Origin of the sequence: Streptomyces sp. NPDC051219, assembly GCF_040682335.1 — a bacterium.
Classification (GTDB): Bacteria; Actinomycetota; Actinomycetes; order Streptomycetales; family Streptomycetaceae; genus Streptomyces.
On record NZ_JBFBAS010000004.1, the window covers coordinates 82,682 to 106,854 of the forward strand.

The following is a 24,173-nucleotide window of genomic DNA, read 5'->3' on the forward strand; positions in this document are numbered from 1 at the left end:
CGGGCCATCGCGGCTATCCTGCTGGTTCGTTATGCGTATTGGCTTGTTCATTCTCACGTGAGAGGCCCTTACGCCGGTCCACCGGGCCGATGACCAGCGGCAGGCACGGGTTGCGTCCCCGATTGTCCGCCATGGCTGTCGTGATCGTCCGGGTGGCCTTGTCAGGACCCACTCACTGAAGAAGCGAAGGCTACGACCGTGCGTACGTACAGCCCCAAGCCCGGCGATGTCACGCGCCAGTGGCACATCATCGACGCGCAGGACATTGTCCTGGGCCGTCTGGCGACTACGGCAGCAACCCTCCTCCGGGGCAAGCACAAGCCGATTTACGCGCCCCACATGGACATGGGCGACTTCGTCATCATCATCAACGCCGAGAAGGTTCACCTCTCCGGCAACAAGAAGACCCAGAAGATGGCGTACCGCCACTCCGGCTACCCGGGTGGTCTGCGTTCCGTCCGTTACGACGAGCTGCTCGCCAAGAGCCCCGAGAAGGCCGTGGAGAAGGCCATCAAGGGCATGCTCCCCAAGAACACCCTGGGCCGTCAGATGCTCTCGAAGCTGAAGGTCTACGCGGGCGCCGAGCACCCGCACGCTGCTCAGCAGCCGGTCCCGTTCGAGATCACCCAGGTCGCGCAGTAGTTCCGGCCACCCCCTAAGACGAAAAGAAATCTGAGGAGCATCGTGGCCGAGACCACTGTTGAGACCCCCGTCGAGGGCGAAGAGACCTTCGCCGAGGTGACGACCTTCGAGTCCGAGGTGCCCGTCGAGGGCGAGTACACCAGCGAGTCGCTGGCGTCCCGCTTCGGCGAGCCGCAGCCGGCGGCCGGCCTTGGCCGTCGCAAGAACGCCATCGCCCGCGTCCGGATCGTTCCGGGCACCGGCAAGTGGAAGATCAACGGTCGCACCCTTGAGGACTACTTCCCCAACAAGGTGCACCAGCAGGAAGTCAACGAGCCCTTCAAGGTGCTCGAGCTCGACAACCGTTACGACGTCATCGCCCGCATCTCGGGTGGCGGCGTCTCGGGTCAGGCCGGCGCCCTGCGCCTCGGCGTGGCCCGTGCGCTCAACGAGGCGGACGTGGACAACAACCGCGGCCCGCTGAAGAAGGCCGGCTTCCTGAGCCGCGACGACCGTGCGGTCGAGCGCAAGAAGGCCGGTCTGAAGAAGGCCCGCAAGGCGCCGCAGTACAGCAAGCGCTAAATCGCCGCTCGCTGCTCTGCACGAATCCGCCCCGGCGGCACACTCGCTGTGCTGCCGGGGCGTTCGTTTATCGCGGGTACGCGGGTATCGCGGGCAGCGGCGTATATGTGACTGGGGCGTTCAAACGCTTGCAGTTTCGGAGCAATTCGGAGGACAACAGTGGGACGACTCTTCGGCACGGACGGTGTGCGCGGTGTCGCCAACGCGGATCTGACGGCGGAGCTCGCGCTCGGCCTGTCGGTCGCGGCGGCGCATGTGCTCGCCGAGGCGGGCACCTTCGAGGGCCATCGGCCGACCGCCGTGGTCGGCCGTGACCCGCGTGCGTCGGGAGAGTTTCTGGAGGCCGCCGTCGTGGCGGGCCTCGCGAGCGCGGGCGTGGACGTCCTGCGCGTCGGTGTGCTGCCCACCCCGGCGGTGGCGTATCTCACCGGGGCGCTGGGTGCCGACCTCGGCGTTATTCTCTCGGCGAGCCACAACGCGATGCCGGACAACGGCATCAAGTTCTTCGCGCGCGGTGGCCACAAACTCGCCGACGACCTCGAGGACCGCATCGAGGCGGTCTACGAGGAGCACCGGACCGGTGCCCCGTGGCAGCGGCCCACCGGTTCGGGTGTCGGCCGCGTCCGTTCGTACGACGAGGGCTTCGACCGGTACGTGGCGCACCTCATCGCCGTGCTCCCGAACCGTCTCGACGGGCTCAAGGTCGTTCTCGACGAGGCGCACGGCGCCGCCTCCCGCGTCTCGCCGGAGGCCTTCGCCCGTGCCGGTGCCCAGGTCGTGACGATCGGCGCCGATCCGGACGGCCTGAACATCAACGACGGCTGCGGCTCCACGCACCTCGAGCAGCTGAAGGCCGCCGTCGTCGAGCACGGAGCTGACTTCGGCATCGCGCACGACGGGGACGCCGACCGCTGCCTCGCCGTGGACGGCGCGGGCGAGGAGGTCGACGGCGACCAGATCCTCGCGGTGCTCGCCCTCGCCATGCGCGAGTCGGGCCAGCTGCGGAAGAACACCGTCGTCGGCACGGTCATGTCCAACCTCGGCTTCAAGCTGGCCATGGAGCGCGAGGGCATCGAGCTCGTACAGACCGGCGTCGGCGACCGGTACGTACTGGAGTCGATGAAGGGGAACGGCTACGCGCTCGGCGGCGAGCAGTCCGGCCACGTGATCATCCTCGACCACGCGACGACCGGCGACGGTACCCTCACCGGCCTGATGCTGGCCGCCCGGGTCGCCGCCACCGGCCGCTCGCTGGCCGAGCTGGCGGAGGTCATGCAGCGGCTGCCGCAAGTGCTCGTCAATGTCCCGGACGTCGACAAGTCGCGCGTCGGTACGTCCGCCGAGCTGGCCGCCGCGGTCGTCGAGGCCGAGCGCGAACTGGGCTCGACCGGCCGAGTGCTGCTGCGCCCGTCGGGCACGGAGCCCCTGGTCCGCGTCATGGTGGAGGCGGCCGACATCGACCAGGCCAGGTCCGTCGCCGGCCGGCTGGCCGACTCGGTGAAGTCCGCGCTGGGCTAGAGGGCCGCACAAGGCGCTGGAGCGTCGCCCGGTGGGTGCCGGGCGACGCCCTTCAGGCCTGGGTCTCAGGCGTCGGCCTTCCTCGCCGTACGGGTCTGCTGGCGCGCCCAGAACAGCTTCTGGAAGTACAGCGTGAGCGTGCCGGCGAGCACGATGCCCAGCAGGTTCAGCAGCAGCTGCTCGGTGGATCCCCACATCTGGTCGATCTCGCCGTAGCTGAGCGCCACCGCCGCATTGGCGGCGGCCGGCACCGTGGTCACCGAGATCGCGACGCCGACCAGCGCTCCGGATTTGGCCGACGTGAGGGACAGCACTCCGGCCGATCCGGCGAGCAGCGCCACGATGAAGGAGAACGGGTCCGGCTGCCAGATGAAGCCGGTGTTCGGTCGCGGCTTGTCCAGCATTCCCGAGTCGAACTGCCCGAGGGCGTCCATCAGCAGGCTGAAGAGCGTCGTCACCGCTATGGCCGCCGCGAAGCCGACCAGCAGTGCGGTCAGCGAGCGCAGGGCGAGGCGCGGGGAGCGCCGCACCAGCGCCGTACAGAATCCGGCGACCGGCCCGAACTCCGGGCCGACCGCCATGGCTCCCACGATCAGGATCGCGTTGTCGAGCACCACACCGCAGGCCGCGATCATCGTGGCCAGTGCCAGGAACGCGATATAGGTGACGGTGAGCGTCGACTCCTCGTGGGTGGCTTCGGTCAAGTGCTCCCACAGGACCGCGTCCGCGCCCTCGCCCGGGGCGTCCGCCTCCGCCTTGTCGGCGAGCCGGCTCAGCGACAGGTCGATGTCCTCGACGGCGATCGACCCGTACTCGTCGATCTTCAGTTCCCGCAGTGCCGCGATGACTGCGTCGCCGGCTTCACGCGCGACGTCGCACATCACGACATCACCCTCGGGGTGGCGTGCGGCGCCGGGGAACAGGGCCAGATGTGCCGTACCCACGGTCTTCTCCAGGAGCGAGACGACCTGTTCGGTGCGGTCGGCCGGGACGATCAGCCGCAGGTGCAGCACGCAGCTCTCCTCGGATTACTGGAATTCGGTCAGAGTTTGCGCAGCGACAGTCGCTGCACCTTGTGGTCCGGGCCCTTGCGCAGCACCAGGGTGGCGCGGCCGCGCGTCGGAGCCACGTTCTCCAGCAGGTTGGGCCGGTTGATCGTGCGCCACATCGTGCGCGCGTAGTCGAGCGCCTCCTCCTCGGAGACCTGTGTGTACTTCCGGAAGTACGAGAAGGGGTTCTGGAATGCCGTCTCGCGCAGCTTCCGGAAGCGGTTGAGGTACCAGCGCTCGATGTCCTCCGGGCGCGCGTCCACGTAGACACTGAAGTCGAAGTAGTCGGCGAGGCCGACCCGCGTGCGGCCGTCCTTGCCGGGCAGGGCCGGCTGGAGGACGTTGAGACCCTCGACGATCAGGATGTCCGGGCGGCGGACCGTCAGGCGCTCGCCGGGCACGATGTCGTAGATGAGGTGCGAGTAGACCGGTGCGGTCACCTCTTCCTTGCCGGCCTTGATGTCGGCGACGAACCGGGTCAGCGCCCGGCGGTCGTACGACTCCGGGAAGCCCTTGCGGGACGTCAGGCCGCGCTCGCGCAGTTCCTTCATCGGCAGCAGGAACCCGTCCGTGGTGACCAGCTCCACCCGCGGGTGCTCCGGCCAGCGGGCCAGCAGCGCCTGGAGCAGACGCGCGACCGTGGACTTGCCGACCGCGACGCTGCCCGCGACCCCTATGACGAACGGAGTGCCCTGCTGGGCGCCCTGGCCGTTGCCCGCGTCGCCCAGGAAGGTGTTGAGTGCGCCACGCAGGTTGCTGGTGGCCCCCACGTAGAGGTTGAGCAGGCGGGAGAGCGGCAGATAGACGTCCCGTACCTCGTCGAGGTCGATGACGTCGCCGAGGCCGCGAAGCCGCTCGACCTCCTCGGCGCTCAGCGGCAGCGGGGTCTTCTCGCGCAGCGCGCTCCACTCCGTACGGGTGAGGTCCACGTACGGCGACGACGTCGTGGAGTCGGCCCGGCGGTGGGCGCTTCCTGGCGGCGAAGTGATCACACGGCCATTGTCGGGGCTGGAAGGTGGTTGTGGGTGGTGGGGTCGGTCACGTAGGCGGCACCGCGCGAGCGACGCGGCAACGCGCAGCCGTGGGCGGGCAGGAGCCGTAGGCTGCCGCCATGTGCGGAATCGTGGGTTACGTCGGAGCGCAGTCCGCGCTCGACGTCGTCATCGCAGGACTCAAGCGGCTCGAGTACCGCGGCTACGACTCGGCGGGAGTGGCCGTCCTCGCCGACGGGGGTCTCGCCGCGGCGAAAAGGGCGGGCAAGCTCCTCAACCTGGAGAAGGAGTTGGTGGACCGGCCCCTGCCGACGGGAACGACCGGGATCGGCCACACCCGGTGGGCCACCCACGGCGGCCCCACGGACGTCAACGCCCATCCCCATCTGGACAATTCGGGCCGCGTCGCCGTGGTCCACAACGGCATCATCGAGAACTTCGCCGCGCTGCGGGCGGAACTGACCGACCGCGGGCACGACCTGGCGTCCGACACGGACACCGAGGTCGTGTCGCATCTGCTCGCCGAGTCGTTCTCCTCCTGCGGGGACCTCGCCGAGTCGATGCGGCAGGTGTGCCGGCAGCTTCAAGGCGCGTTCACGCTGGTCGCCGTCCATGCGGACGAGCCCGATGTGGTCGTCGGAGCGCGGCGGAACTCGCCACTGGTGGTGGGGATCGGAGACGGCGAGGCGTTTCTCGCGTCCGACGTGGCCGCCTTTATCGCCCACACCCGCTCCGCCATTGAACTGGGCCAGGACCAGGTCGTCGAGCTGCGCAGGGACGGGGTGACCGTCACCGACTTCGCCGGTGCGCCGGCCGAGGTCAACTCGTACCACGTCGACTGGGACGCCTCCGCCGCCGAGAAGGGCGGCTACGACTACTTCATGCTCAAGGAGATCGCCGAGCAGCCGAAGGCCGTCGCCGACACGCTGCTGGGCAGGATCGACGCCGCCGGATCACTGACCCTCGACGAGGTACGGATCCCTGCCTCGGTGCTGCGGGAGATCGACAAGGTCGTCATCGTGGCGTGCGGCACGGCGCATCACGCGGGCATGATCGCCAAGTACGCCATCGAGCACTGGACCCGCATCCCGTGCGAGACCGAGCTCGCGAGCGAGTTCCGCTACCGGGACCCGATTCTGGGCCAGCGGACGCTAGTCATCGCCATCTCGCAGTCCGGCGAGACCATGGACACGCTGATGGCGCTGCGGCACGCCCGGGAGCAGGGCGCGAGGGTCCTCGCCATCTGCAACACCAACGGCTCTACGATCCCGCGGGAGTCGGACGCCGTGCTCTACACGCACGCGGGGCCGGAGGTCGCCGTCGCCTCGACGAAGGCGTTCCTGACGCAGCTGGTGGCCTGCTACCTGGTCGCCCTCTATCTGGGGCAGATGCGCGGAACCAAGTGGGGCGACGAAATCCGGGCCGTGGTCCGGGAGTTGTCGGAGATCGGCTCCGAGGTCGAAAAGGTCCTGGAGACGATGGAGCCGGTACGGGAGCTGGCCCGGTCGCTCGCCGGCAAGGACACCGTGCTCTTCCTCGGCCGCCACGTGGGCTATCCGGTCGCCCTGGAGGGCGCGCTGAAGCTCAAGGAACTCGCGTACATGCACGCCGAGGGCTTCGCGGCCGGGGAGCTCAAGCACGGTCCGATCGCGCTGATCGAGGACGATCTGCCGGTGGTCGTGGTGGTTCCGTCGCCGCGCGGGCGGTCCGTACTGCACGACAAGATCGTGTCGAACATCCAGGAGATCCGGGCGCGCGGGGCGCGGACGATCGTGATCGCGGAGGAGGACGACGAGGCGGTCGTGCCGTACGCCGACCACCTGATCCGCATCCCGGCCACACCGACGCTGCTGCAGCCGCTCGTCGCGACGGTGCCGTTGCAGGTGTTCGCGTGCGAGCTGGCAACGGCGCGCGGGAACGAGGTGGACCAGCCGCGGAACCTGGCCAAGTCGGTGACTGTGGAGTGAGCGGAGCGAGTGGAGCAGGTTGCCGGCCGGGAGAGCGCAGTGGTGACTGTGGAGTGAGCGGAGCGAGTGGAGCAGGTTGCCGGCCGGGAGAGCGCAGCGGTGACCGGGGAATAAGGGGCGTCGCGTGATCATCGGGGTGGGTATCGACGTCGCCGAGATCGACCGGTTCCGGGCCGCGATGGACCGCACGCCGAACATGGCCGACCGGCTCTTCCTGGAGCAGGAGCTGCTGCTGCCGAGCGGGGAGCGTCGCGGTATCGCCTCGCTGGCCGCCCGGTTCGCCGCGAAAGAGGCGTTGGCCAAGGCTCTTGGGGCGCCCAGCGGGCTGCTGTGGACCGATGCCGAGGTGTACGTCGAGGACAGCGGGCAGCCTCAGCTCCGGGTGCGCGGCACGGTGGCCGCGCGGGCGGAGCAGCTCGGGGTGCGTTCGTGGCACGTCTCGCTCAGCCATGACGCGGGTGTCGCGTCGGCGGTCGTAATCGCGGAGGGATGAGGAACCGGTGCGCACCGCATACAGGGTGGAGACCGTACGGGCAGCCGAACAGGCCCTGATGGCCCGGCTTCCGGAGGGCGCGCTGATGCAGCGCGCCGCGGCGGGGCTGGCCGCCGCCTGCGTGGACCTGCTGGGCCGCGGCGGTGTGTACGGGTCCCGGATCGTCCTGCTCGTGGGGGCAGGTGACAACGGAGGCGACGCGCTCTACGCCGGCGCGCGGCTCGCCCGGCGCGGTGCGGGTGTCTTCGCGGTGCTGCTCGTCCCGGGCCGGGCGCACGCCGGCGGCCTCGCCGCGCTGCGGGCGGCCGGGGGCCGTGTGGTGCCGGAGGTACCTCCACGGGTGGATCTCGTACTGGATGGCATCACCGGTATCGGCGGGCGCGGCGGGCTGCGCGAGGCGGCGGTTCCCGTGGTCCGTGCGGCAGAGGCGTCCGGGGCGGTCGTCGTCGCCGTCGACCTGCCGAGCGGCGTCGAGGCCGACACCGGGCAGGTGCTGGGGGAGTCGGTGCGGGCGGACGCGACGGTGTCGTTCGGTGCGTACAAGCCCGGGCTGCTCATCGACCCGGGCGCCGAACGGGCGGGCGCGGTACGGCTCGTGGACATCGGGCTGGAGGCGTTCCTGCCGGACGTGCCGGACCTGGAGGCACTGCAGTACGCCGATGTGGCCGCGCTGCTGCCCTTTCCCGGCCCGGAGAGCGACAAGTACCGGCGGGGCGTGGTGGGCGTCGTCGCCGGGTCGGCGCGCTATCCGGGCGCCGCGGTCCTCGCGGTGGCGGGCGCTCTGCGCGGCGGTGCGGGCGCGGTGCGGTACGTCGGGCCGGGCGGGAACGAGGTCATCGCCCGCTTCCCGGAGACCCTGGTCCACGCGGGACCGCCGTCGAAGGCGGGCCGGGTCCAGGCGTGGGTGGTCGGCCCGGGGCTGGGCGACCGCTCGTCGGAGATGGCCGACGTGCTCTCCGCCGACGTCCCGGTCCTGGTCGACGCGGACGGCCTGCGGCTGCTGGACGAGGCGGAGGTGCGGGCGCGTACGGCCCCGACGCTGCTGACCCCGCATGCGGGGGAGGCGGCGGCGCTGCTCGGGGTCTCCCGGGAGGAGGTGGAGGGCACGCGGCTCGCGTCGGTACGCACCCTTGCCCGGAAGTACGGGGCGACGGTGCTGCTGAAGGGCTCGACCACGCTCGTGACCGACGCGGACGGCCCCGTGCGGGTCAACCCGACCGGCACGCCCTGGCTGGCCACGGCCGGCAGCGGCGACGTCCTGTCCGGACTGGCAGGTTCCCTGCTGGCGGCGGGCCTGCCCGCGCGTGATGCGGGCTCGGTGGCTGCTTACCTGCACGGTCTGGCGGCACGGCGGGCGGCGGACGGCGCGCCGATCGGAGCCCAGGACGTGGCGGCGGCGATCCCGTCGGCGTGGCGGGACGTCACCCGGTCCTGAGCGGCGTCCCGATGAGCGTGTCCCGGCTTGCCGGGTGCGGTCGCTTTCGCGGCGCGCCGGGGCGTGCCCCGAGTGGCAGGAGGCTCCTGTACGTACCCGCTCCTTCCGGCGGCCGGGGCAAGGCCCCAGCTCGCCGCCGGTGTGGCTCTGCCGGACCGGTTCCGCGGGCGGTGCGCGGATCGGGTGGGGTGGGGCTCTGAGAGACTTGGCGCGATGAACGAGACACCGCCGCGCGTCCGCGCCGAGATCGACCTGGCCGCCGTTCGCGCCAATGTGCGCGCGCTGCGCGAACGAGCGCCCCGGTCCGAGCTGATGGCCGTCGTCAAGGCCGACGCGTACGGGCACGGCATGGTGCCCTGTGCCCGGGCGGCACAGCAGGCAGGTGCGGCCTGGCTCGGTACCGCGACCCCCGAGGAGGCGCTCGCACTGCGGGCCACCGGTGTGGGCGGGCCCCTGATGTGCTGGCTGTGGACGCCGGGCGGCCCGTGGCGCGAGGCTGTCGAGGCGGACATCGACGTATCGGTGAGCGGGATGTGGGCGTTGCGCGAGGCCGTGCGCGCCGCCCGGGCGGCGGGCCGCACGGCCAGGATCCAGCTGAAGGCCGATACGGGACTCGGGCGCAACGGCTGCTCGCCCGCCGACTGGCCCGAGCTGGTCCAGCAGTCGCGCGCCGCCGAGGCGGAGGGCGCCGTCAGGGTGACCGGAGTGTGGTCGCACTTCGCGTGCGCCGATGAGCCGGGCCATCCGAGCATCGCCGCTCAGCTCAGCGTGTTCCGGGAGATGACGGCCTACGCCGAGAAGGAGGGCGTCGACCCGGAAGTGCGGCACATCGCCAACTCCCCGGCGACCCTGACCGCTCCGGAGTCGCACTTCGACCTCGTACGCACCGGCATCGCCGTGTACGGAGTCTCCCCCAGCCCCGAGCTCGGGACTCCCGCCGATCTCGGGCTGCGGCCCGCGATGTCGCTGATCGCGTCCGTGGCGCTGGTCAAGCAGGCGCCGGCGGGCCACGGCGTCAGTTACGGGCACCACTACGTCACCCCGGCCGAGACGACGCTCGGCCTCATTCCGGCCGGGTACGCGGACGGCATCCCGCGCCACGCCTCGGGCCGCGGGCCGGTACTGGTCGGGGGCAAGCGGCGCACTGTGGCGGGCCGGGTCGCGATGGACCAGTTCGTGGTCGACCTGGGCGGGGACCTCCTCGAACCCGGGGCGGAGGCCGTGCTGTTCGGGCCGGGCGACCGGGGCGAGCCGACCGCCGAGGACTGGGCCCGGGCGGCGGACACCATCGCCTACGAGATTGTCACGCGCATCGGATCGCGGGTGCCGCGCGTCTATGTGAACGAGCGTCCGGACGAGCGGGAGCGCGGGGCGAACGGAGCGGCACAGTGAGCGAGATGAGCGCGGGGGAAGCGGCGGCCGAAACGGTGGTGGACGCCGTGGCCGCGGCGGGCAACTGGCGCCGGGCGGGGGTGGCAGGCGCCGCGATAGGCGTCATCGCGGCGGGCGCCGCGGCGGGCGTGGCGGTGGAGCGGCTGACGGTGGGCCGGGGCATGCGGAAGAAGGCGCGGCTCGCGCTGGACGCCTCGGGCCCGTACGGATCGCTGCGGGGCATGCCGGGCCGGGTGGTCGCCGACGACGGTACGGAGCTCTACTACGAGGTCGACGAGGTCGACCCGGACACCGGTGGGACGGCCCCGCGCAAGCGCCGGCTGTTCGGCCGGAAGACGCCCGTGCCCGTGACGGTGGTGTTCAGCCACGGCTACTGCCTGAGCCAGGACTCCTGGCACTTCCAGCGGGCCGCGCTGCGCGGCGTCGTCCGGACGGTCCACTGGGACCAGCGCAGCCACGGCCGCTCGGCGCGCGGCGCGGCGCAGGCCGACGGGGTGCCGGTCACCATCGACCAGCTGGGCCGCGACCTGAGGGCGGTCCTCGACGCGGCCGCGCCCGAGGGACCGCTGGTACTGGTCGGCCATTCGATGGGCGGCATGACAGTCATGGCGCTCGCCGCGCACTACCCCGAGCTGGTGCGCGAGCGCGTCGTCGGCGTGGCCTTCGTCGGTACGTCCTCAGGAAAGCTCGGCGAGGTGAATTACGGACTGCCGGTGGCGGGGGTGAACGTCGTCCGCCGGGTGCTGCCCGGCGTACTCAGGGCGCTCGGTTCCCAGGTGGACCTGGTGGAGAAGGGGCGGCGGGCCACCGCCGACCTCTTCGCTGGGATGATCAAGCGCTACTCCTTCGGTTCGAAGGACGTGGACCCGGCGGTCGCGCGGTTCGCCGAGCGGCTGATCGAGGGCACACCGATCGACGTGGTGGCGGAGTTCTACCCGGCTTTCCAGGAGCACGACAAGGCGGAGGCACTCGACATCTTCGCCGAGGTGCCCGCGCTCGTCCTCGCGGGTGACAAGGATCTGGTGACGCCGAGCGCACACAGCGAGGCGATCGCGGACCTGCTGCCGGACGCCGAAATGGTGATAGTCCCGGACGCCGGGCATCTGGTCATGCTCGAACACCCGGAGGTCGTCACCGACCGGCTGGCCGATCTGCTCGCGCGCGTCGGAGCCGTCCCGGCAGCGACTAACGTTGGCGCGTATGGAAGCACCGCACAACCCCGCAACTGAGGGCGTTGCACCTGAGAGCGTCGCCCGGATCACCGTCCAGTCGCCCGAGCAGATGCAGGAGCTGGGACGCAGGCTCGCCAAGGTGCTGCGCGCCGGCGATCTCGTACTGCTCACCGGCGAGCTCGGCGCGGGCAAGACGACACTGACCCGCGGGCTGGGCGAGGGCCTGGGCGTCCGGGGCGCCGTGACCTCGCCGACCTTCGTGATCGCGCGCGTACATCCGGCACCGGCCGGCGGCCCGCCGCTGGTGCATGTGGACGCCTACCGGCTCGGCGGGGGGCTGGACGAGATGGAGGATCTCGACCTCGACGTCTCGCTGCCGGAGTCGGTGGTGGTCGTGGAGTGGGGCGACAACAAGGTCGAGGAGCTGTCCGACGACCGGCTGCATGTCGTGATCAAGCGGGCTGTGGGGCACGAGACGGTCCTCGACGACGTGCGCGACGTGACGCTGACCGGCATCGGCGCGCGCTGGACGGCGGCGGATCTGGCCGGTCTGGCCGCTTGAGCCCGGACATTCCGACAAGACGTCGGGAAGATGTTGCGCGGGTGGCGTCGCCCGTGGTCACATGGATACCGAGACCTGGTTAGGTCTGCCTAACCATGGCCCCGGAGCCCCAGGAGGCATCCATGCCGGCATCAGAACGCGAAGCGCAGTCGAGGTCCTCGCAGTCCCGGCCGCGGCCGGTCGTGTCGATGCGGGATCTGCTGGCGTCGTGCGCCGCGGCGACGGCCGTTTCGACGCCGCCGCGGGAGCCGCAGGCCGCCCGCAAGCCGGGGCAGGAGCAGGGGCAGGGGCGCGCCGCCGCCTGACGGGAATTCGTAGGCCCCGGCCTGACGGGTACTCCGTGAGGGTGATTACGGGACGACGACGATCTTCGAGCTGATCGTCGCGAACGTCCACATCGCGTTGCCGCCGCCGCGCGTCATGCGGATGCCACCGGTCTTGCGGGCCGGGTCGGGGGTAGGAACCGAGCCGTCCACCGCCGCGCTGAAGCCGATGTTGACGTTGTCCACGCTCGCGAACCGCACGACGTGCTCGATCGGAATTCCGTCGGATCCGGTGATCTTCCCCGAGCGAGAGGTCACCTTGTACGTGCCGGGCGCCGGGCTGACCGTGCTCGGCATGACCTCGAACGTCTTGGCAGGCTCCCCGGCCCCGCCGACCAGCCAGACGCGTTTGGCACTGAGCGAGTAGACGACGCGTAGGCCTGTACCCGAATTCGCGGGGACGGCCGTGGTGCCGGCCTTGCCCTTCGGCGGTACGGTCGCCTCCGCGGAGGCCGTGCTGGAGGGCTGGGCCTTGACCGGCAGCGCCGGAGCGTTGGCCGAGGCCTGGTACGCGAGGAAACCGACCACGGCGAGGGCCGCCGCGGTGAGCCCGGCCACGAATCCCGAGCTGCTCCGTGACACCTTGCTCCACCTCTCGCACCACTCGTACATACGGACTTGTGGTGACGGTAGCAGCCGGTACCCGCGGGGGCGGGGCGCCGTGCCCCCGCCGTACAGGGCCTAGGCTGTTTGCGTGCTCTTGCTCGCTGTTGATACCGCCACGCCCGCCGTCACCGTCGCCCTGCACGACGGCGATTCCGTCGTCGCCGAGACCAGCCAGGTCGACGCCCGCAGGCACGGGGAGCTGCTGCTGCCCGCCGTCGACCGGGTGCTCGCGGAGGCGGGGCTGAAACTCGACGCGGTGACCGGCGTCGTCGTCGGCGTAGGGCCGGGCCCGTACACCGGGCTGCGCGTCGGCCTGGTGACCGCCACGACGTTCGGGTCGGTGCTCGGCGTTCCGGTGCACGGGCTGTGCACCCTGGACGGCCTCGCGTACGCCTCCGGTCTCGACGGCCCGTTCGTCGTGGCGACGGACGCGCGGCGCAAGGAGGTCTACTGGGCGCGTTACGACGACGCCCGTACGCGGGTGTCGGAGCCGTCCGTCGACCGGCCGGCGGACCTCATGGCGGACGTCACCGGACTTCCCGCGGTGGGCGCCGGGGCGCTGCTGTATCCCGAGGTGTTCGCGGACGCGCGCGGTCCGGAGCACCAGTCCGCGGCGGCGCTGGCCGCGCTGGCCGCGGAGAAGCTGGCGGCCGGGGGACCGGCGACGGAGGACGCCTTCCTGCCGCCCCTGCCGATGTATCTGCGCCGGCCGGACGCGCAGGTACCGAAGAACTACAAGGTGGTCACCCCGCAGTGAGGGCCGCACAGTGGACAGCACGGTGAGCGACGGAGGCGAGGCCGAGACCGTCGTCGTGCTGCGCGAGATGCGCTGGTGGGACATCGAGCCGGTACTGGAGCTCGAACGCGAGCTCTTCCCGGAGGACGCCTGGTCCGCCGGGATGTTCTGGTCCGAGCTCGCCCACGGGCGCGGGCCGCACGCCACCCGCCGCTATGTGGTGGCGGAGGACCCCGCCGGCCGGCTGGTCGGATACGCGGGGCTGGCCGCAGCCGGTGGCCTCGGCGACGTGCAGACGATCGCCACCGCCCGTGACCAGTGGGGCACCGGGCTCGGTGCCCGGCTGCTCACCGACCTGCTCCGCCACGCCACCGCCTTCGAGTGTTCCGAGGTGCTGCTCGAAGTGCGCGTGGACAACACGCGCGCACAGCGGCTCTACGAGCGCTTCGGCTTCGAGCCGATCGGCTTCCGGCGCGGCTACTACCAGCCCGGCAACGTGGACGCCCTCGTGATGCGACTGACCGAACCGTCGTCCGTACCCGTACCCGTACAAGGAACTGAGATCCATGGCTGACGAACCTCTCGTCCTCGGCATTGAGACCTCCTGCGACGAGACCGGCGTCGGCATCGTCCGCGGACACACCCTGCTGGCCGACGCGGTCGCGTCGAGCGTCGACGAGCACGCCCGCTTCGGCGGGGTCGTGCCGGAGGTCGCCTCGCGCGCGCACCTGGAGGCGATGGTGCCGACCATCGAGCGCGCGCTGAAGGAAGCCGGGGTCGTCGCGAAGGACCTCGACGGCATCGCGGTCACCGCGGGCCCGGGGCTCGCGGGGGCGCTGCTGGTGGGCGTCTCGGCGGCCAAGGCGTACGCGTACGCGCTCGGCAAGCCGCTGTACGGCGTGAACCACCTCGCCTCGCACATCTGCGTGGACCAGCTGGAGCACGGCCCGCTGCCCGAGCCGACGATGGCCCTGCTGGTGTCCGGCGGCCACTCGTCGCTGCTGCTGACGCCCGACATCACGTCAGACGTACGGCCGCTCGGTGCGACCATCGACGACGCGGCGGGAGAGGCCTTCGACAAGATCGCGCGGGTGCTGAACCTCGGCTTTCCCGGCGGCCCGGTGATCGACCGGCTGGCGAAGGAGGGCGACCCGGCGGCGATCGCGTTCCCGCGCGGTCTGACGGGTCCGCGCGACGCTGCGTACGACTTCTCCTTCTCCGGGCTGAAGACGGCGGTCGCCCGCTGGATCGAGGCCAAGCGGAATGCGGGCGAGGAGGTGCCGGTCCGCGACGTCGCGGCCTCCTTCCAGGAGGCGGTGGTCGACGTACTGACGCGCAAAGCCATCCGCGCGTGCAAGGACGAGGGCGTCGATCACCTGATGATCGGCGGCGGTGTGGCGGCCAACTCCAGGCTCCGGTCGCTGGCCGAGGAGCGTTGCGCCGACGCGGGGATCACCTTGCGGGTGCCGCGCCCGAAGCTGTGTACGGACAACGGGGCGATGGTCGCGGCGCTGGGCGCCGAGATGGTGGCCAGGGGACGCGCCGCCTCGGACTGGGACCTGTCGGCCGACTCGTCACTGCCCGTGACGGAGCCGCACGTACCGGGGGTCGCGGGCGCCCATGACCATCCCGATGCTCATGGCCGCGGCCCCGCGCACGCCCACGACGATGTGCACGAGCTGAGCAAGGACAACCTCTACTCATGACGACCGTCGCGCTGATGTGGGAGGCCCGCGCCGTCGAGGGCCGGGGCCCGGAACTGCTGGAGTGGGCCCGTGCGCAGGCGGCTCAGCTCGCCCGCGAGCCCGATCGTCGCGAGCTCTTCCGCGCCCAGCAGGACCGGGTCCTGGTCATCACATGGTGGAACGCGGAACTCGCGGACGAACTGCCCGAGCTTCCTGAGCCCGCAGACGAACTGATCACGCGCGCGGTGCACCGCTGGCGCTTCGAGTCGGCCGGCACGGGCTGACGGGGCACCGGAAAATTCTTCGGGAAAGTTCTCATGGGGTGTCGATCCGGTCCGGGCCCGTTCGACGCACGGGTGACAGGCAGGAACGCGAACGCGAACGCGAACGCGAACGAGAACGCGAACGAGGACGAACGAAGGAGACCGGCCATGCCGCGCTTCATGACGATGATCCGCATCGACGAGAACGACGTGCCCGCCGAGGGGCCGAGCCCCGAGCTGATGGAGCGGATGGGCGAGTTGATCGAGGAGATGACCAAGGCCGGCGTCCTGCTCGAAACGGCAGGCCTCACCCCGACCTCGGAGGGCACCCGGGTCCGCTGGTCCGGTGGGAAGCTGACCGTCACCGACGGGCCGTTCACCGAGGCGAAGGAGGTCATCGGCGGCTACGCGATCCTCCAGGCCAGGGACCAGGACGAGGCGATCGAGTGGACCAAGCGCTTCCTGCAGGTTCATGAGAATCACTGGACGGTGACGTCCGAGGTCCGCGAGATCGTCGAACCTGCGTAGGGCGGTTGTTGCCGCCGCGCGAGGGCGGTGCTCTGATGGATGGCCGTGAGGGCTGAGAGCACCGCGCATGGCGCGATCGAGGCGGTATTCAGGATCGAGTCGGCGCGGCTCATCGCCGGAGTCGCGCGGATCGTACGGGACGTCGGCATCGCGGAGGAGCTGGCGCAGGACGCGCTGGTGGCCGCACTGGAGCGGTGGCCGGAGTCGGGTGTGCCGGACAATCCGGGTGCCTGGCTCATGGCCACGGCCAAGCACCGGGCGATCGATCTGGTGCGACGGCGCGAGCGGTACGCGCGCAAGCTGGCGGAGATGGGGCGCGATCTGGAGTCGGGGCCGCCGCTGTGGGCCGAGGACCCCGCGGACACCGTCGGCGATTCCGACGGCATCGACGACGACCTGCTGCGGCTGGTGTTCACCGCCTGCCACCCCGTCCTGTCCACGGAAGCGCGGATCGCTCTCACCCTGCGCCTGGTGGGCGGGCTGAAGACGGACGAGATCGCGCGTGCGTTCCTGGTCCCCGAGTCGACGGTCGCGCAGCGGATCGTGCGGGCCAAGCGAAGTCTCGCGAAGGCGGGCGTGCCGTTCGAGGTACCGGCCGCGCCGGAGCGTGCCGAGCGGCTGTCCTCCGTACTGGAGGTGATCTACCTCGTCTTCAACGAGGGGTACTCGGCCACCGCGGGCGACGACTGGCTGCGGCCCGGACTGTGCGAGGACGCGCTGCGGCTGGCGCGGGTGCTGGCCGGGCTGATGGAGAAGGAGCCGGAAGTGCACGGCCTGGCCGCACTCCTGGAGATCCAGGCCTCACGTACCGCGGCCAGGACCGGGCCTTCGGGTGAGCCGGTGCTGCTGGCGGACCAGAACCGGGGCCGCTGGGACCGGTTGCTGATCCGTCGCGGCTTCGCGGCGCTGGCGCGTGCCGAGTCGCTGGGCGGTACGCCCGGCCCGTACGCGCTCCAGGCCGCGATCGCCGCCTGCCATGCACAGGCCCGGGTCTACGAGGACACGGACTGGGCCCGGATCGCGCTCCTCTACCGGGCGCTGGCTGCTCAGGTCCCGTCTCCCGTGGTGGAGTTGAACCGGGCGGTGGCGGTCTCGATGGCTGACGGGCCGGCGGCCGGACTCGCACTGGTGGACGCACTCGCCGAGGACCCGTCCCTCGCGGGATACCACCTGCTGCCGAGCGTACGCGGAGACCTGCTGGCGCGGCTGGGCCGGGGCGCGGAGGCGCGCGCGGAGTTCGAGCGCGCGGCGGCGCTCACCCGCAACGAGCGGGAGCGCACCCTCTTGCTGGAGCGGGCGGCGCAGCTCTGACGGGCTCGACCGGCAGAGTGAACACAGCCTGCCGCTCGACCGAATCGTATGGACGCTGCCGCATCATTGCGATGCTCTGATTATCCCTGATTGCCACGGATTGCCCTGCCTGTCCCGTGCTGTGCCGGTTCAGTGCAGGTGCCTGCGGCGGGGAGCGGATCAGAGCTGAGCACCTCGCTCACTTCCGCCCTACAGGAGGTTGTGCAGTGTCCGTCCCACGTTTCCTCCGGACCAGGAGAGTTCGCGCCGCGGCAGCCCTGGTGGCCGGATTGCTGGTGCCGCTCACGCTGACCGGAACCGGCAGCGCCGCGTCCTACCTGCCCGGCGCCGACACGGTCAAAGTGCCGGCAAGCGTCAGGAACGTCTCGTCCGGGTGGAACATCCCCTGGGGCCTGAGCTGGCTGCCCGACGGCTCCGCGCTGATCAATGAGCGCGACTCTTTCCAGATCTTCAAACTCACCCGGTCCGGAGTGAAGACCAAGGTCGGCACCGTGCCGTACGTCGTGAATGCCGAGCCCGAGAGCGGCCTGCGCAGCATCACCGTGTCACCCAACTGGACCCGTGATCACTACATCTACATCTATCACGCGGCGGCGGAGGGGAACCGGATCGCCCGGATGGTCTACGACGGCTCCAAGCTCAGCGGCTACGAAACGCTGGTCACCGGCATCAAGTCGCACGGGAGGAACGGCGGCCGCATCAAATTCGGCCCGGACGGCTATCTGTACGCCACCACCGGCGATGCCGGGACGCCCCAGGACGCGCAGGACAAGGATTCCCTCAACGGCAAGATCCTGCGTATGACCGCTGACGGCCGGCCGGCCCCCGGTAACCCGTTCGGCACCCTCGTCTACTCCTACGGCCACCGCAACCCGCAGGGCATCACCTGGGACCCGCAGGGCCGCCTGTGGGAAACGGAGATCGGCCAGGACGCGTACGACGAGGTCAACCTCATCCAGCCGGGGCGGAACTACGGCTGGCCCACCTGTGAAGGTGCCTGCTCGGTCGCCGGCATGACCAACCCGAAGCAGCAGTGGCGTCCCGTCGAGGCCGTGCCGAGCGGCCTCACCTACTCCGACGGCGCCCTGTACATCGCGGCGCTGCGCGGCCGGCGGCTGTGGCGCATTCCGGTATCCGGCACCACCACGGGCACCCCGGTCGCCTACTACGTCAAGACGCATGGCCGGATGCGGCTCGTCGAGAAGGTGCCGGGCAGCGAACTGTTGCCGGGCCTGAGCACGCTGTTGCCCGGTCAGAGCAAGCTGTGGATCACCACCGACGCGGCCGGCAAGGACAAGGACAAGGTCTTCGAGGTCGATCTCAAGTAGTCGAGCTCGAGAAGCAGCGTGTTCGGGCGGCTCCGCCGGGATCCTGCGATCCCGGGCGGGGCCGTCGGCGGTTGCCGAGCCGCCGGCCTTCCGCGGCACGCTTCAGGGCGTCGCGGTCGGCGCCGAGTCCGGGGCCGGACCGCCGATCAGCATGGTGGGGGCGCCGGCGACCCGGGTGAGGAAGACCGTGGCCAGGCGGGGACCGCGCAGCTTCAACCGGCGGCGCAGTTCGTCCGGTTCGACGGCCGAGCCGCGCTTCTTGACGGTGAGAACACCGACTTCGCGCTCACGCAGCAGCGCCTTGAGCTTCTTCAGGTTGAACGGGAGCACGTCGGTGATCTCGTAGGCGGTGGCGAACGGCGTCGCGTGCAGCTCGTCCGAGGTGAGGTACGCGATCGTCTCGTCGATCAGACGGCCTTGGACCTTCTCCGCAACCTCGGCCACCAGATGCGCGCGGATCACCGCGCCGTCCGGCTCGTACAGATAGCGGCCCACGGGGCCCGGCCGGGGGTCCGGGAGCGGCTCGGCGGTCCAGAGGGCGGCTTCGCCGGGAAGCAGGGTCGCGCGGACCGAGCCGGGCGCCGTGCCGAACCAGAGGACCGCCTCCTTGACGTCGCCGCTGTCCGAGATCCACTCCGCCTCGGCGTCGCCGGGGATGGCCTCGTGCGGGATGCCCGGGGCGATCTTGAGCGCGGAGTGCGGGGCCGTGCGGGCCGCCTGGACGGCCCAGGAGAGCGGCGGCGAGTAAGCCTCGGGGTCGAAGATGCGGCCACGGCCGCCACGCCTCGCCGGGTCGACGAACACGGCGTCGTACGGGGAGGTGTCGACCTCCGTGACGTCCGTACAGCGGACGGAAATGAGATCCGCCAGGCCCAGGGCCTCGGCGTTGGCGCGGGCGACCGCGCAGGTCAGCGGATCACGGTCGACGGCCAGTACGGACACTCCGGCGCGCGCGAGAGCGATCGCGTCGCCGCCGATGCCGCAGCAGAGGTCGGCGACGCCCCGTACACCGAGGGAGGCGAACCGGCGGGCACGGTGGGCGGCGACCGAGGTACGGGTCGCCTGCTCGACGCCGTTGGGGGTGAAGAACATCCGGAAGGCGTCCTCGGCACCGAACTTCGCCACGGCGCGCTGCCGCAGCCGCGCCTGCCCCAGCGCGGCCGAGACCAGTTCGGCCGGGTGCTCCCGGCGGAGCCGGGTGGCGGTCGCCAGCTCGTTCGCGGGGTCGTAATCCCGTAGCGAGTCGAGGAGCGCCCGGCCCTCGTGGGTGAGCAGCGCGGAGAAGGAGTCGAGGTCGTTCACCCGGTCCATTGTGGGCCAGTAGGTGGATGCTGCGCGCCGGGTGGCGGTGTCGGCGAGGAGCGATGGCCCTGCCCTGACAGGATGCGGCGCCATGCAGCTAGTACGACAAAAAGAAAAGATCACTGGAAATACCGCGAAACGGCGGAGGTGCCACTTCCGGCTCGCGACGGCCGCTCTCCTCGTCGCCGTGCTCGGTTCCGGCTGCACCGGAGTCCCCGGATCCGCCGACGGGGGACCCTTACTCGGCCTGCCTGGCGCGAACGCGCCGCGGGGTGCCGCGGGTGCGCTCGCCGCGTACGCGGAGAAGCTGCGGCGGGCCGAAGTCGCCCGGCGTGCCGCGGCCAAGCGGTGGGGCCTGCAGAAGACCCCGCTCATCGCGCCCGCACCGCCCGCCGTGAAACCCGAGATCAAGACGCGCAAGGGCTTCGAGGTCGGGCCGGGTCTGCCGCCCGTGTTCACCACTGTCCCGACCAAGGAGAAGATCGTCTTCCTGACGATCGACGACGGCGCCGAGAAGGACCCCGAGCTGCTGCGGATGATAAGTGAACTGCGCATCCCGTACAGCGCGTTCCTCAGCGACTACCTGATCCGCGACGACTACGGCTACTTCGGGAAGATGCAGGACCTCGGCGTCACGCTGAACAACCACACCATCAACCACCGCTACATGCCCGCGCTCTCGTACGCGAAGCAGCGCGCGGAGATCTGCGGCCAGCAGGCCACCATCGAGAAGCGGTACGGCAAACGCCCGGAGCTGTTCCGTCCGCCGTACGGCAACTACAACGCCAACACCCTCCGCGCCGCCAAGTCTTGCGGAGTCAAGGCCGTCCCGCTGTGGGCCGCCGAGGCGTTCCCGGACCGGATGGAGTGGCGCGAGTGGGACCGCGATCTGCATCCCGGTGACATTATCCTCACGCATTTCAGGGGGCGGCAGGACTGGAAGGCAACCATGCCTGACATGATCCGGCGGGTCATGAAGACGATCACGGACAAGGGATACGCCGTGGCCAGGCTGGAGGACTACCTGTGACAAGCACGCGCCGGCTGCTGGCCGGAACGCTGGCGGCCTGCGTGCTCCTGCTCGCCGCGTGCTCGGAGTCCGTGGAGCCGATCGAGCGACTGGGCAGGAAGGCCGCCGAGGGGGAGCAGGAGCAGGAACAGGGGGCCGCCGCGGCAGGAGCGGAGGGGGCCTCCGCCGCGCCCGGTCCGCACACGCGCTGGGGGCTGAAGGCGCCGCTCGCCTTCGCCCCGAAGCCGGCCCGCAAGCCCGTACTGCCGGCGGCCGGTCCGGGGCTGCCCTCCGTGGTCGACCGCATCCCGACCGATGAGAAGGTCGTCTTCATCACCTTCGACGACGGCGCGGAACGCGACCCGGAGTTCCTGAAGATGGCCGCCGATCTGAAGCTGCCGATCAGCATGTTCCTGACGGACAGCGTGGCGTCGCGGGGATACGACCACTTCGAGCGTCTGCGCGACCTCGGCGGCACGGTGCAGAACCACACTCTCACCCACCCGAACCTCCGCAGGCTTCCGTATGCGAAGCAGCGCGCGGAGATCTGCGGTCAGCAGGACCGGCTGAAGGCCCGCTTCGGAACGAAGCCGCGGCTGTTCCGGCCTCCGTTCGGCAACTACAACGACGACACCCTGCGGGCGGCGGCCGACTGCGGGGTGAGCTCGGTCGTCCTGTGGCGGGCCTCGATGCAGATACACAATCTGCGGTACGCGGAGGGCGACAAACTGCGGCCCGGCGACATCGTGCTCGCCCACTTCCGGGGTCCCGGTGAGCTCAAGGGCTCGACGATCACCGAGATGACGACGCAGATGCTGCGCCGGATCCAGGAGCAGGGCTTCCGGATCGGCCTTCTCGAGGACTATCTCTGACCACGATCAGGTCGCCGGACCGGTGCATCCGCAGGTCCTCGGTGGCGGGGGACCCGTCAGGGGGAACCCGTACTCGTGTGCGGATGCCCAGCAGTTGGGCGGTCCGGACGGCGCCGGCAGGGGGCCGGACGGGCGTCCCGGGGAGGATTCGACGCAGCCACGTTGGCACTCCGCTTGACCGAGTGCTAACCGCCGCATAGTGTCAGCTCTGGCACTCGCCACCGGGGAGTGCCAACACAGCGACAGGCAGGTCCGGCACCCGCGACGACGGATCGACCTGGTCGCCACCTCAGACAATTAACCCCGTGAGATCTCCGAAGGGGGAGGTCGGATCGTGACGACCGCCAGCTCCAAGGTTGCCATCAAGCCGCTCGAGGACCGCATTGTGGTCCAGCCGCTCGACGCCGAGCAGACCACGGCCTCTGGCCTGGTCATTCCGGACACTGCCAAGGAGAAGCCCCAGGAGGGCGTCGTCCTGGCCGTGGGCCCGGGCCGCTTCGAGGACGGCAACCGTCTTCCGCTCGACGTATCCGTCGGCGACGTCGTGCTGTACAGCAAGTACGGCGGCACCGAGGTGAAGTACAACGGCGAGGAATACCTCGTCCTCTCGGCTCGCGACGTTCTCGCGATCGTCGAGAAGTAATCCAGCCGAAGTTTCTGATCTGCGCCCCGTGCTCCCGCTCTTCAATGGCCGGGCGCCGGGGCGCAGTTCATTTGAGAGGACAGAGAAGCTCCCATGGCGAAGATCCTGAAGTTCGACGAGGACGCCCGTCGTGCCCTCGAGCGCGGCGTCAACAAGCTTGCCGACACGGTCAAGGTGACGATCGGCCCCCGGGGCCGCAACGTCGTCATTGACAAGAAGTTCGGTGCCCCCACCATCACCAATGACGGTGTCACCATCGCCCGCGAGGTCGAGCTCGACGACCCGTACGAGAACCTGGGCGCCCAGCTCGTGAAGGAGGTGGCGACCAAGACCAACGACATCGCGGGTGACGGCACCACCACCGCCACCGTGCTGGCCCAGGCGCTGGTTCGCGAGGGCCTGCGCAACGTCGCCGCCGGCGCCTCCCCGGCCTCCCTGAAGAAGGGCATCGACGCCGCGGTCAAGGCCGTGTCCGAGGAGCTCCTCGCGACCGCCCGTCCGATCGAGGACAAGACCGACATCGGCGCCGTGGCCGCGCTCTCCGCGCAGGACCAGCAGGTCGGCGAGCTCATCGCCGAGGCGATGGACAAGGTCGGCAAGGACGGTGTCATCACCGTCGAGGAGTCCAACACCTTCGGTCTCGAGCTCGACTTCACCGAGGGCATGGCCTTCGACAAGGGCTACCTGTCGCCGTACATGGTGACCGACCAGGAGCGTATGGAGGCCGTCCTCGAGGACCCGTACATCCTGATCCACCAGGGCAAGATCTCCTCGATCCAGGACCTGCTCCCGCTGCTCGAGAAGGTCATCCAGGCCGGTAGCTCCAGGCCGCTCCTGATCATCGCCGAGGACGTCGAGGGCGAGGCCCTGTCGACCCTTGTCGTCAACAAGATCCGCGGCACGTTCAACGCCGTCGCGGTCAAGGCCCCCGGCTTCGGCGACCGCCGCAAGGCGATGCTCGGCGACATCGCCGCGCTCACGGGCGCCACCGTCATCGCCGAGGAAGTCGGCCTCAAGCTCGACCAGGCCGGTCTGGACGTGCTCGGCTCCGCCCGCCGCGTGACGGTCACCAAGGACGACACCACCATCGTCGACGGTGGCGGCAACCCCGAGGACGTCAAGGGCCGCATCAACCAGATCAAGGCGGAGATCGAGTCCACGGACTCCGACTGGGACCGCGAGAAGCTCCAGGAGCGCCTCGCGAAGCTGGCCGGCGGCGTGTGCGTGATCAGGGTCGGCGCCGCCACCGAGGTGGAGCTGAAGGAGAAGAAGCACCGCCTGGAGGACGCCATCTCCGCGACCCGCGCCGCGGTCGAGGAGGGCATCGTCTCCGGTGGTGGCTCCGCTCTGGTGCACGCCGCCAAGGTGCTCGAGGGCAACCTCGGCAAGGAGGGTGACGAGGCCACCGGTGTCGCGGTCGTTCGCCGCGCCGTCGTCGAGCCGCTGCGCTGGATCGCCGAGAACGCCGGGCTCGAGGGATACGTCATCACCTCCAAGGTGGCCGAACTCGAGAAGGGCCACGGCTTCAACGCCGCGACCGGCGAGTACGGCGACCTGGTGAAGGCCGGCGTCATCGACCCGGTCAAGGTCACCCGCTCCGCGCTGGAGAACGCCGCGTCCATCGCGTCGCTGCTGCTCACGACCGAGACCCTGGTCGTCGAGAAGCCGGCCGAGGAAGAGGCTGACGCGGGCCACGGCCACGGTCACGGCCACTCGCACTGACGCCACGCCGAAGGCCCCTGTTCCCGCTCAGCCGCGGGAACAGGGGCCTTTCGCGATTCAGC

Annotated in this window: 25 protein-coding genes; 21 read left to right on the forward strand and 4 right to left on the reverse strand. The window is 70.5% G+C overall.

Annotated features, from left to right (window positions below; translation table 11 throughout):
* Positions 1 to 198: 198 nt before the first annotated feature.
* The 3 genes from rplM to glmM all read left to right on the forward strand — a co-directional run bounded on the left by rplM (position 199) and on the right by glmM (position 2,721).
* Complete coding sequence (gene rplM / locus AB0M62_RS07385; protein WP_366073134.1) at positions 199 to 642, forward strand: 50S ribosomal protein L13; 444 nt, start codon at positions 199 to 201, stop codon at positions 640 to 642.
* Positions 643 to 684: 42 nt separating this feature from the next.
* On the forward strand, positions 685 to 1,203 hold the full coding sequence (gene rpsI, locus AB0M62_RS07390; protein WP_366073135.1) for a 30S ribosomal protein S9: 519 nt from the start codon (positions 685 to 687) through the stop codon (positions 1,201 to 1,203).
* Positions 1,204 to 1,362: 159 nt separating this feature from the next.
* Positions 1,363 to 2,721, forward strand: coding sequence for a phosphoglucosamine mutase (gene glmM / locus AB0M62_RS07395; RefSeq protein WP_366073136.1), 1,359 nt, complete (start codon positions 1,363 to 1,365; stop codon positions 2,719 to 2,721).
* A gap of 65 nt (positions 2,722 to 2,786) precedes the next feature.
* Here the strand turns inward: glmM and AB0M62_RS07400 are convergent, their stop codons facing one another.
* Both AB0M62_RS07400 and coaA read right to left on the reverse strand, forming a co-directional pair.
* Positions 2,787 to 3,734, reverse strand: a complete 948-nt coding sequence (locus AB0M62_RS07400; protein WP_366073137.1) for a DUF389 domain-containing protein — start codon at positions 3,732 to 3,734, stop codon at positions 2,787 to 2,789.
* 29 nt (positions 3,735 to 3,763) lie between these two features.
* Positions 3,764 to 4,759: a type I pantothenate kinase gene (gene coaA / locus AB0M62_RS07405; RefSeq protein WP_366073297.1), complete on the reverse strand. Its 996-nt coding sequence runs from the start codon at positions 4,757 to 4,759 to the stop codon at positions 3,764 to 3,766.
* A gap of 122 nt (positions 4,760 to 4,881) precedes the next feature.
* On the opposite strand from coaA, the gene glmS reads away from it, so the two are divergent.
* The 7 genes from glmS (at position 4,882) to AB0M62_RS07440 (ending at position 12,088) form a co-directional block, all read left to right on the forward strand.
* Positions 4,882 to 6,729, forward strand: coding sequence for a glutamine--fructose-6-phosphate transaminase (isomerizing) (gene glmS, locus AB0M62_RS07410; RefSeq protein WP_366073138.1), 1,848 nt, complete (start codon positions 4,882 to 4,884; stop codon positions 6,727 to 6,729).
* 124 nt (positions 6,730 to 6,853) lie between these two features.
* A complete protein-coding gene (locus AB0M62_RS07415; RefSeq protein WP_366073139.1) occupies positions 6,854 to 7,222 on the forward strand; it encodes a holo-ACP synthase in 369 nt (122 codons plus the stop codon).
* 7 nt (positions 7,223 to 7,229) lie between these two features.
* Positions 7,230 to 8,657 (forward strand): NAD(P)H-hydrate dehydratase, encoded by a 1,428-nt coding sequence (locus tag AB0M62_RS07420; RefSeq protein WP_366073140.1) that lies wholly within the window; start codon positions 7,230 to 7,232, stop codon positions 8,655 to 8,657.
* 213 nt (positions 8,658 to 8,870) lie between these two features.
* A complete protein-coding gene (gene alr / locus AB0M62_RS07425; protein WP_366073142.1) occupies positions 8,871 to 10,049 on the forward strand; it encodes an alanine racemase in 1,179 nt (392 codons plus the stop codon).
* Between the two features lie 5 nt (positions 10,050 to 10,054).
* A complete protein-coding gene (locus tag AB0M62_RS07430; RefSeq protein ID WP_366073143.1) occupies positions 10,055 to 11,278 on the forward strand; it encodes an alpha/beta hydrolase in 1,224 nt (407 codons plus the stop codon).
* Positions 11,250 to 11,783: a tRNA (adenosine(37)-N6)-threonylcarbamoyltransferase complex ATPase subunit type 1 TsaE gene (gene tsaE, locus AB0M62_RS07435; RefSeq protein ID WP_366073144.1), complete on the forward strand. Its 534-nt coding sequence runs from the start codon at positions 11,250 to 11,252 to the stop codon at positions 11,781 to 11,783. Before AB0M62_RS07430 ends, tsaE begins: the two co-directional genes overlap by 29 nt.
* Before the next feature lie 122 nt (positions 11,784 to 11,905).
* Entirely contained in the window at positions 11,906 to 12,088 is a 183-nt protein-coding gene (locus tag AB0M62_RS07440) for a hypothetical protein (protein ID WP_366073145.1), read from the forward strand.
* A gap of 45 nt (positions 12,089 to 12,133) precedes the next feature.
* Here AB0M62_RS07440 and AB0M62_RS07445 read toward each other — a convergent pair whose 3' ends face one another.
* On the reverse strand, positions 12,134 to 12,688 hold the full coding sequence (locus AB0M62_RS07445) for a hypothetical protein (protein ID WP_366073146.1): 555 nt from the start codon (positions 12,686 to 12,688) through the stop codon (positions 12,134 to 12,136).
* Between the two features lie 112 nt (positions 12,689 to 12,800).
* Between AB0M62_RS07445 and tsaB the strand changes: the two genes are divergently transcribed.
* From tsaB to AB0M62_RS07480, 7 genes are all read left to right on the forward strand, one after another.
* Positions 12,801 to 13,469: a tRNA (adenosine(37)-N6)-threonylcarbamoyltransferase complex dimerization subunit type 1 TsaB gene (tsaB, locus tag AB0M62_RS07450; RefSeq protein WP_366073147.1), complete on the forward strand. Its 669-nt coding sequence runs from the start codon at positions 12,801 to 12,803 to the stop codon at positions 13,467 to 13,469.
* Positions 13,470 to 13,536: 67 nt separating this feature from the next.
* The gene (gene rimI / locus AB0M62_RS07455) at positions 13,537 to 14,022 is read left to right on the forward strand and encodes a ribosomal protein S18-alanine N-acetyltransferase (RefSeq protein ID WP_366073298.1); all 486 of its coding nucleotides are present in this window, start codon (positions 13,537 to 13,539) and stop codon (positions 14,020 to 14,022) included.
* Positions 14,015 to 15,154, forward strand: a complete 1,140-nt coding sequence (gene tsaD, locus AB0M62_RS07460) for a tRNA (adenosine(37)-N6)-threonylcarbamoyltransferase complex transferase subunit TsaD (RefSeq protein WP_366073148.1) — start codon at positions 14,015 to 14,017, stop codon at positions 15,152 to 15,154. The genes rimI and tsaD overlap by 8 nt, the downstream gene beginning before the upstream one ends.
* On the forward strand, positions 15,151 to 15,417 hold the full coding sequence (locus AB0M62_RS07465; RefSeq protein ID WP_366073149.1) for a hypothetical protein: 267 nt from the start codon (positions 15,151 to 15,153) through the stop codon (positions 15,415 to 15,417). The genes tsaD and AB0M62_RS07465 overlap by 4 nt, the downstream gene beginning before the upstream one ends.
* Positions 15,418 to 15,564: 147 nt before the next feature.
* Positions 15,565 to 15,924, forward strand: a complete 360-nt coding sequence (locus tag AB0M62_RS07470) for a YciI family protein (RefSeq protein ID WP_366073150.1) — start codon at positions 15,565 to 15,567, stop codon at positions 15,922 to 15,924.
* A gap of 39 nt (positions 15,925 to 15,963) precedes the next feature.
* Positions 15,964 to 17,235: an RNA polymerase sigma factor gene (locus AB0M62_RS07475; protein ID WP_366073151.1), complete on the forward strand. Its 1,272-nt coding sequence runs from the start codon at positions 15,964 to 15,966 to the stop codon at positions 17,233 to 17,235.
* Between the two features lie 206 nt (positions 17,236 to 17,441).
* A complete protein-coding gene (locus AB0M62_RS07480; RefSeq protein WP_366073152.1) occupies positions 17,442 to 18,563 on the forward strand; it encodes a PQQ-dependent sugar dehydrogenase in 1,122 nt (373 codons plus the stop codon).
* Between the two features lie 102 nt (positions 18,564 to 18,665).
* Here the strand turns inward: AB0M62_RS07480 and AB0M62_RS07485 are convergent, their stop codons facing one another.
* Complete coding sequence (locus AB0M62_RS07485) at positions 18,666 to 19,874, reverse strand: methyltransferase domain-containing protein (RefSeq protein ID WP_366073299.1); 1,209 nt, start codon at positions 19,872 to 19,874, stop codon at positions 18,666 to 18,668.
* Between the two features lie 82 nt (positions 19,875 to 19,956).
* Here AB0M62_RS07485 and AB0M62_RS07490 point away from each other — a divergent pair, with 82 nt between their 5' ends.
* The 4 genes from AB0M62_RS07490 to groL all read left to right on the forward strand — a co-directional run bounded on the left by AB0M62_RS07490 (position 19,957) and on the right by groL (position 24,111).
* The gene (locus tag AB0M62_RS07490) at positions 19,957 to 20,895 is read left to right on the forward strand and encodes a polysaccharide deacetylase family protein (RefSeq protein WP_366073153.1); all 939 of its coding nucleotides are present in this window, start codon (positions 19,957 to 19,959) and stop codon (positions 20,893 to 20,895) included.
* The gene (locus AB0M62_RS07495; RefSeq protein ID WP_366073154.1) at positions 20,892 to 21,746 is read left to right on the forward strand and encodes a polysaccharide deacetylase family protein; all 855 of its coding nucleotides are present in this window, start codon (positions 20,892 to 20,894) and stop codon (positions 21,744 to 21,746) included. Before AB0M62_RS07490 ends, AB0M62_RS07495 begins: the two co-directional genes overlap by 4 nt.
* A 334-nt stretch (positions 21,747 to 22,080) precedes the next feature.
* Positions 22,081 to 22,389 (forward strand): co-chaperone GroES, encoded by a 309-nt coding sequence (gene groES / locus AB0M62_RS07500; RefSeq protein WP_019329594.1) that lies wholly within the window; start codon positions 22,081 to 22,083, stop codon positions 22,387 to 22,389.
* A 93-nt stretch (positions 22,390 to 22,482) separates the two neighbouring features.
* Positions 22,483 to 24,111, forward strand: coding sequence for a chaperonin GroEL (gene groL / locus AB0M62_RS07505; RefSeq protein WP_366073155.1), 1,629 nt, complete (start codon positions 22,483 to 22,485; stop codon positions 24,109 to 24,111).
* Positions 24,112 to 24,173 lie beyond the last annotated feature (62 nt).

Coding starts and splice junctions, on each gene's coding strand:
- glmS (WP_366073138.1), top strand. CDS start 4,882: ATGTGCGGAATCGTGGGTTACGTCGGAGCGCAGTCCGCGCTCGACGTC.
- alr (WP_366073142.1), top strand. CDS start 8,871: ATGAACGAGACACCGCCGCGCGTCCGCGCCGAGATCGACCTGGCCGCC.
- AB0M62_RS07430 (WP_366073143.1), top strand. CDS start 10,055: ATGAGCGCGGGGGAAGCGGCGGCCGAAACGGTGGTGGACGCCGTGGCC.
- tsaE (WP_366073144.1), top strand. CDS start 11,250: ATGGAAGCACCGCACAACCCCGCAACTGAGGGCGTTGCACCTGAGAGC.
- AB0M62_RS07440 (WP_366073145.1), top strand. CDS start 11,906: ATGCCGGCATCAGAACGCGAAGCGCAGTCGAGGTCCTCGCAGTCCCGG.
- rimI (WP_366073298.1), top strand. CDS start 13,537: ATGCGCTGGTGGGACATCGAGCCGGTACTGGAGCTCGAACGCGAGCTC.
- tsaD (WP_366073148.1), top strand. CDS start 14,015: ATGGCTGACGAACCTCTCGTCCTCGGCATTGAGACCTCCTGCGACGAG.
- AB0M62_RS07465 (WP_366073149.1), top strand. CDS start 15,151: ATGACGACCGTCGCGCTGATGTGGGAGGCCCGCGCCGTCGAGGGCCGG.
- AB0M62_RS07470 (WP_366073150.1), top strand. CDS start 15,565: ATGCCGCGCTTCATGACGATGATCCGCATCGACGAGAACGACGTGCCC.
- AB0M62_RS07475 (WP_366073151.1), top strand. CDS start 15,964: ATGGCCGTGAGGGCTGAGAGCACCGCGCATGGCGCGATCGAGGCGGTA.
- AB0M62_RS07485 (WP_366073299.1), bottom strand. CDS start 19,874: ATGGACCGGGTGAACGACCTCGACTCCTTCTCCGCGCTGCTCACCCAC.
- AB0M62_RS07490 (WP_366073153.1), top strand. CDS start 19,957: ATGCAGCTAGTACGACAAAAAGAAAAGATCACTGGAAATACCGCGAAA.
- groL (WP_366073155.1), top strand. CDS start 22,483: ATGGCGAAGATCCTGAAGTTCGACGAGGACGCCCGTCGTGCCCTCGAG.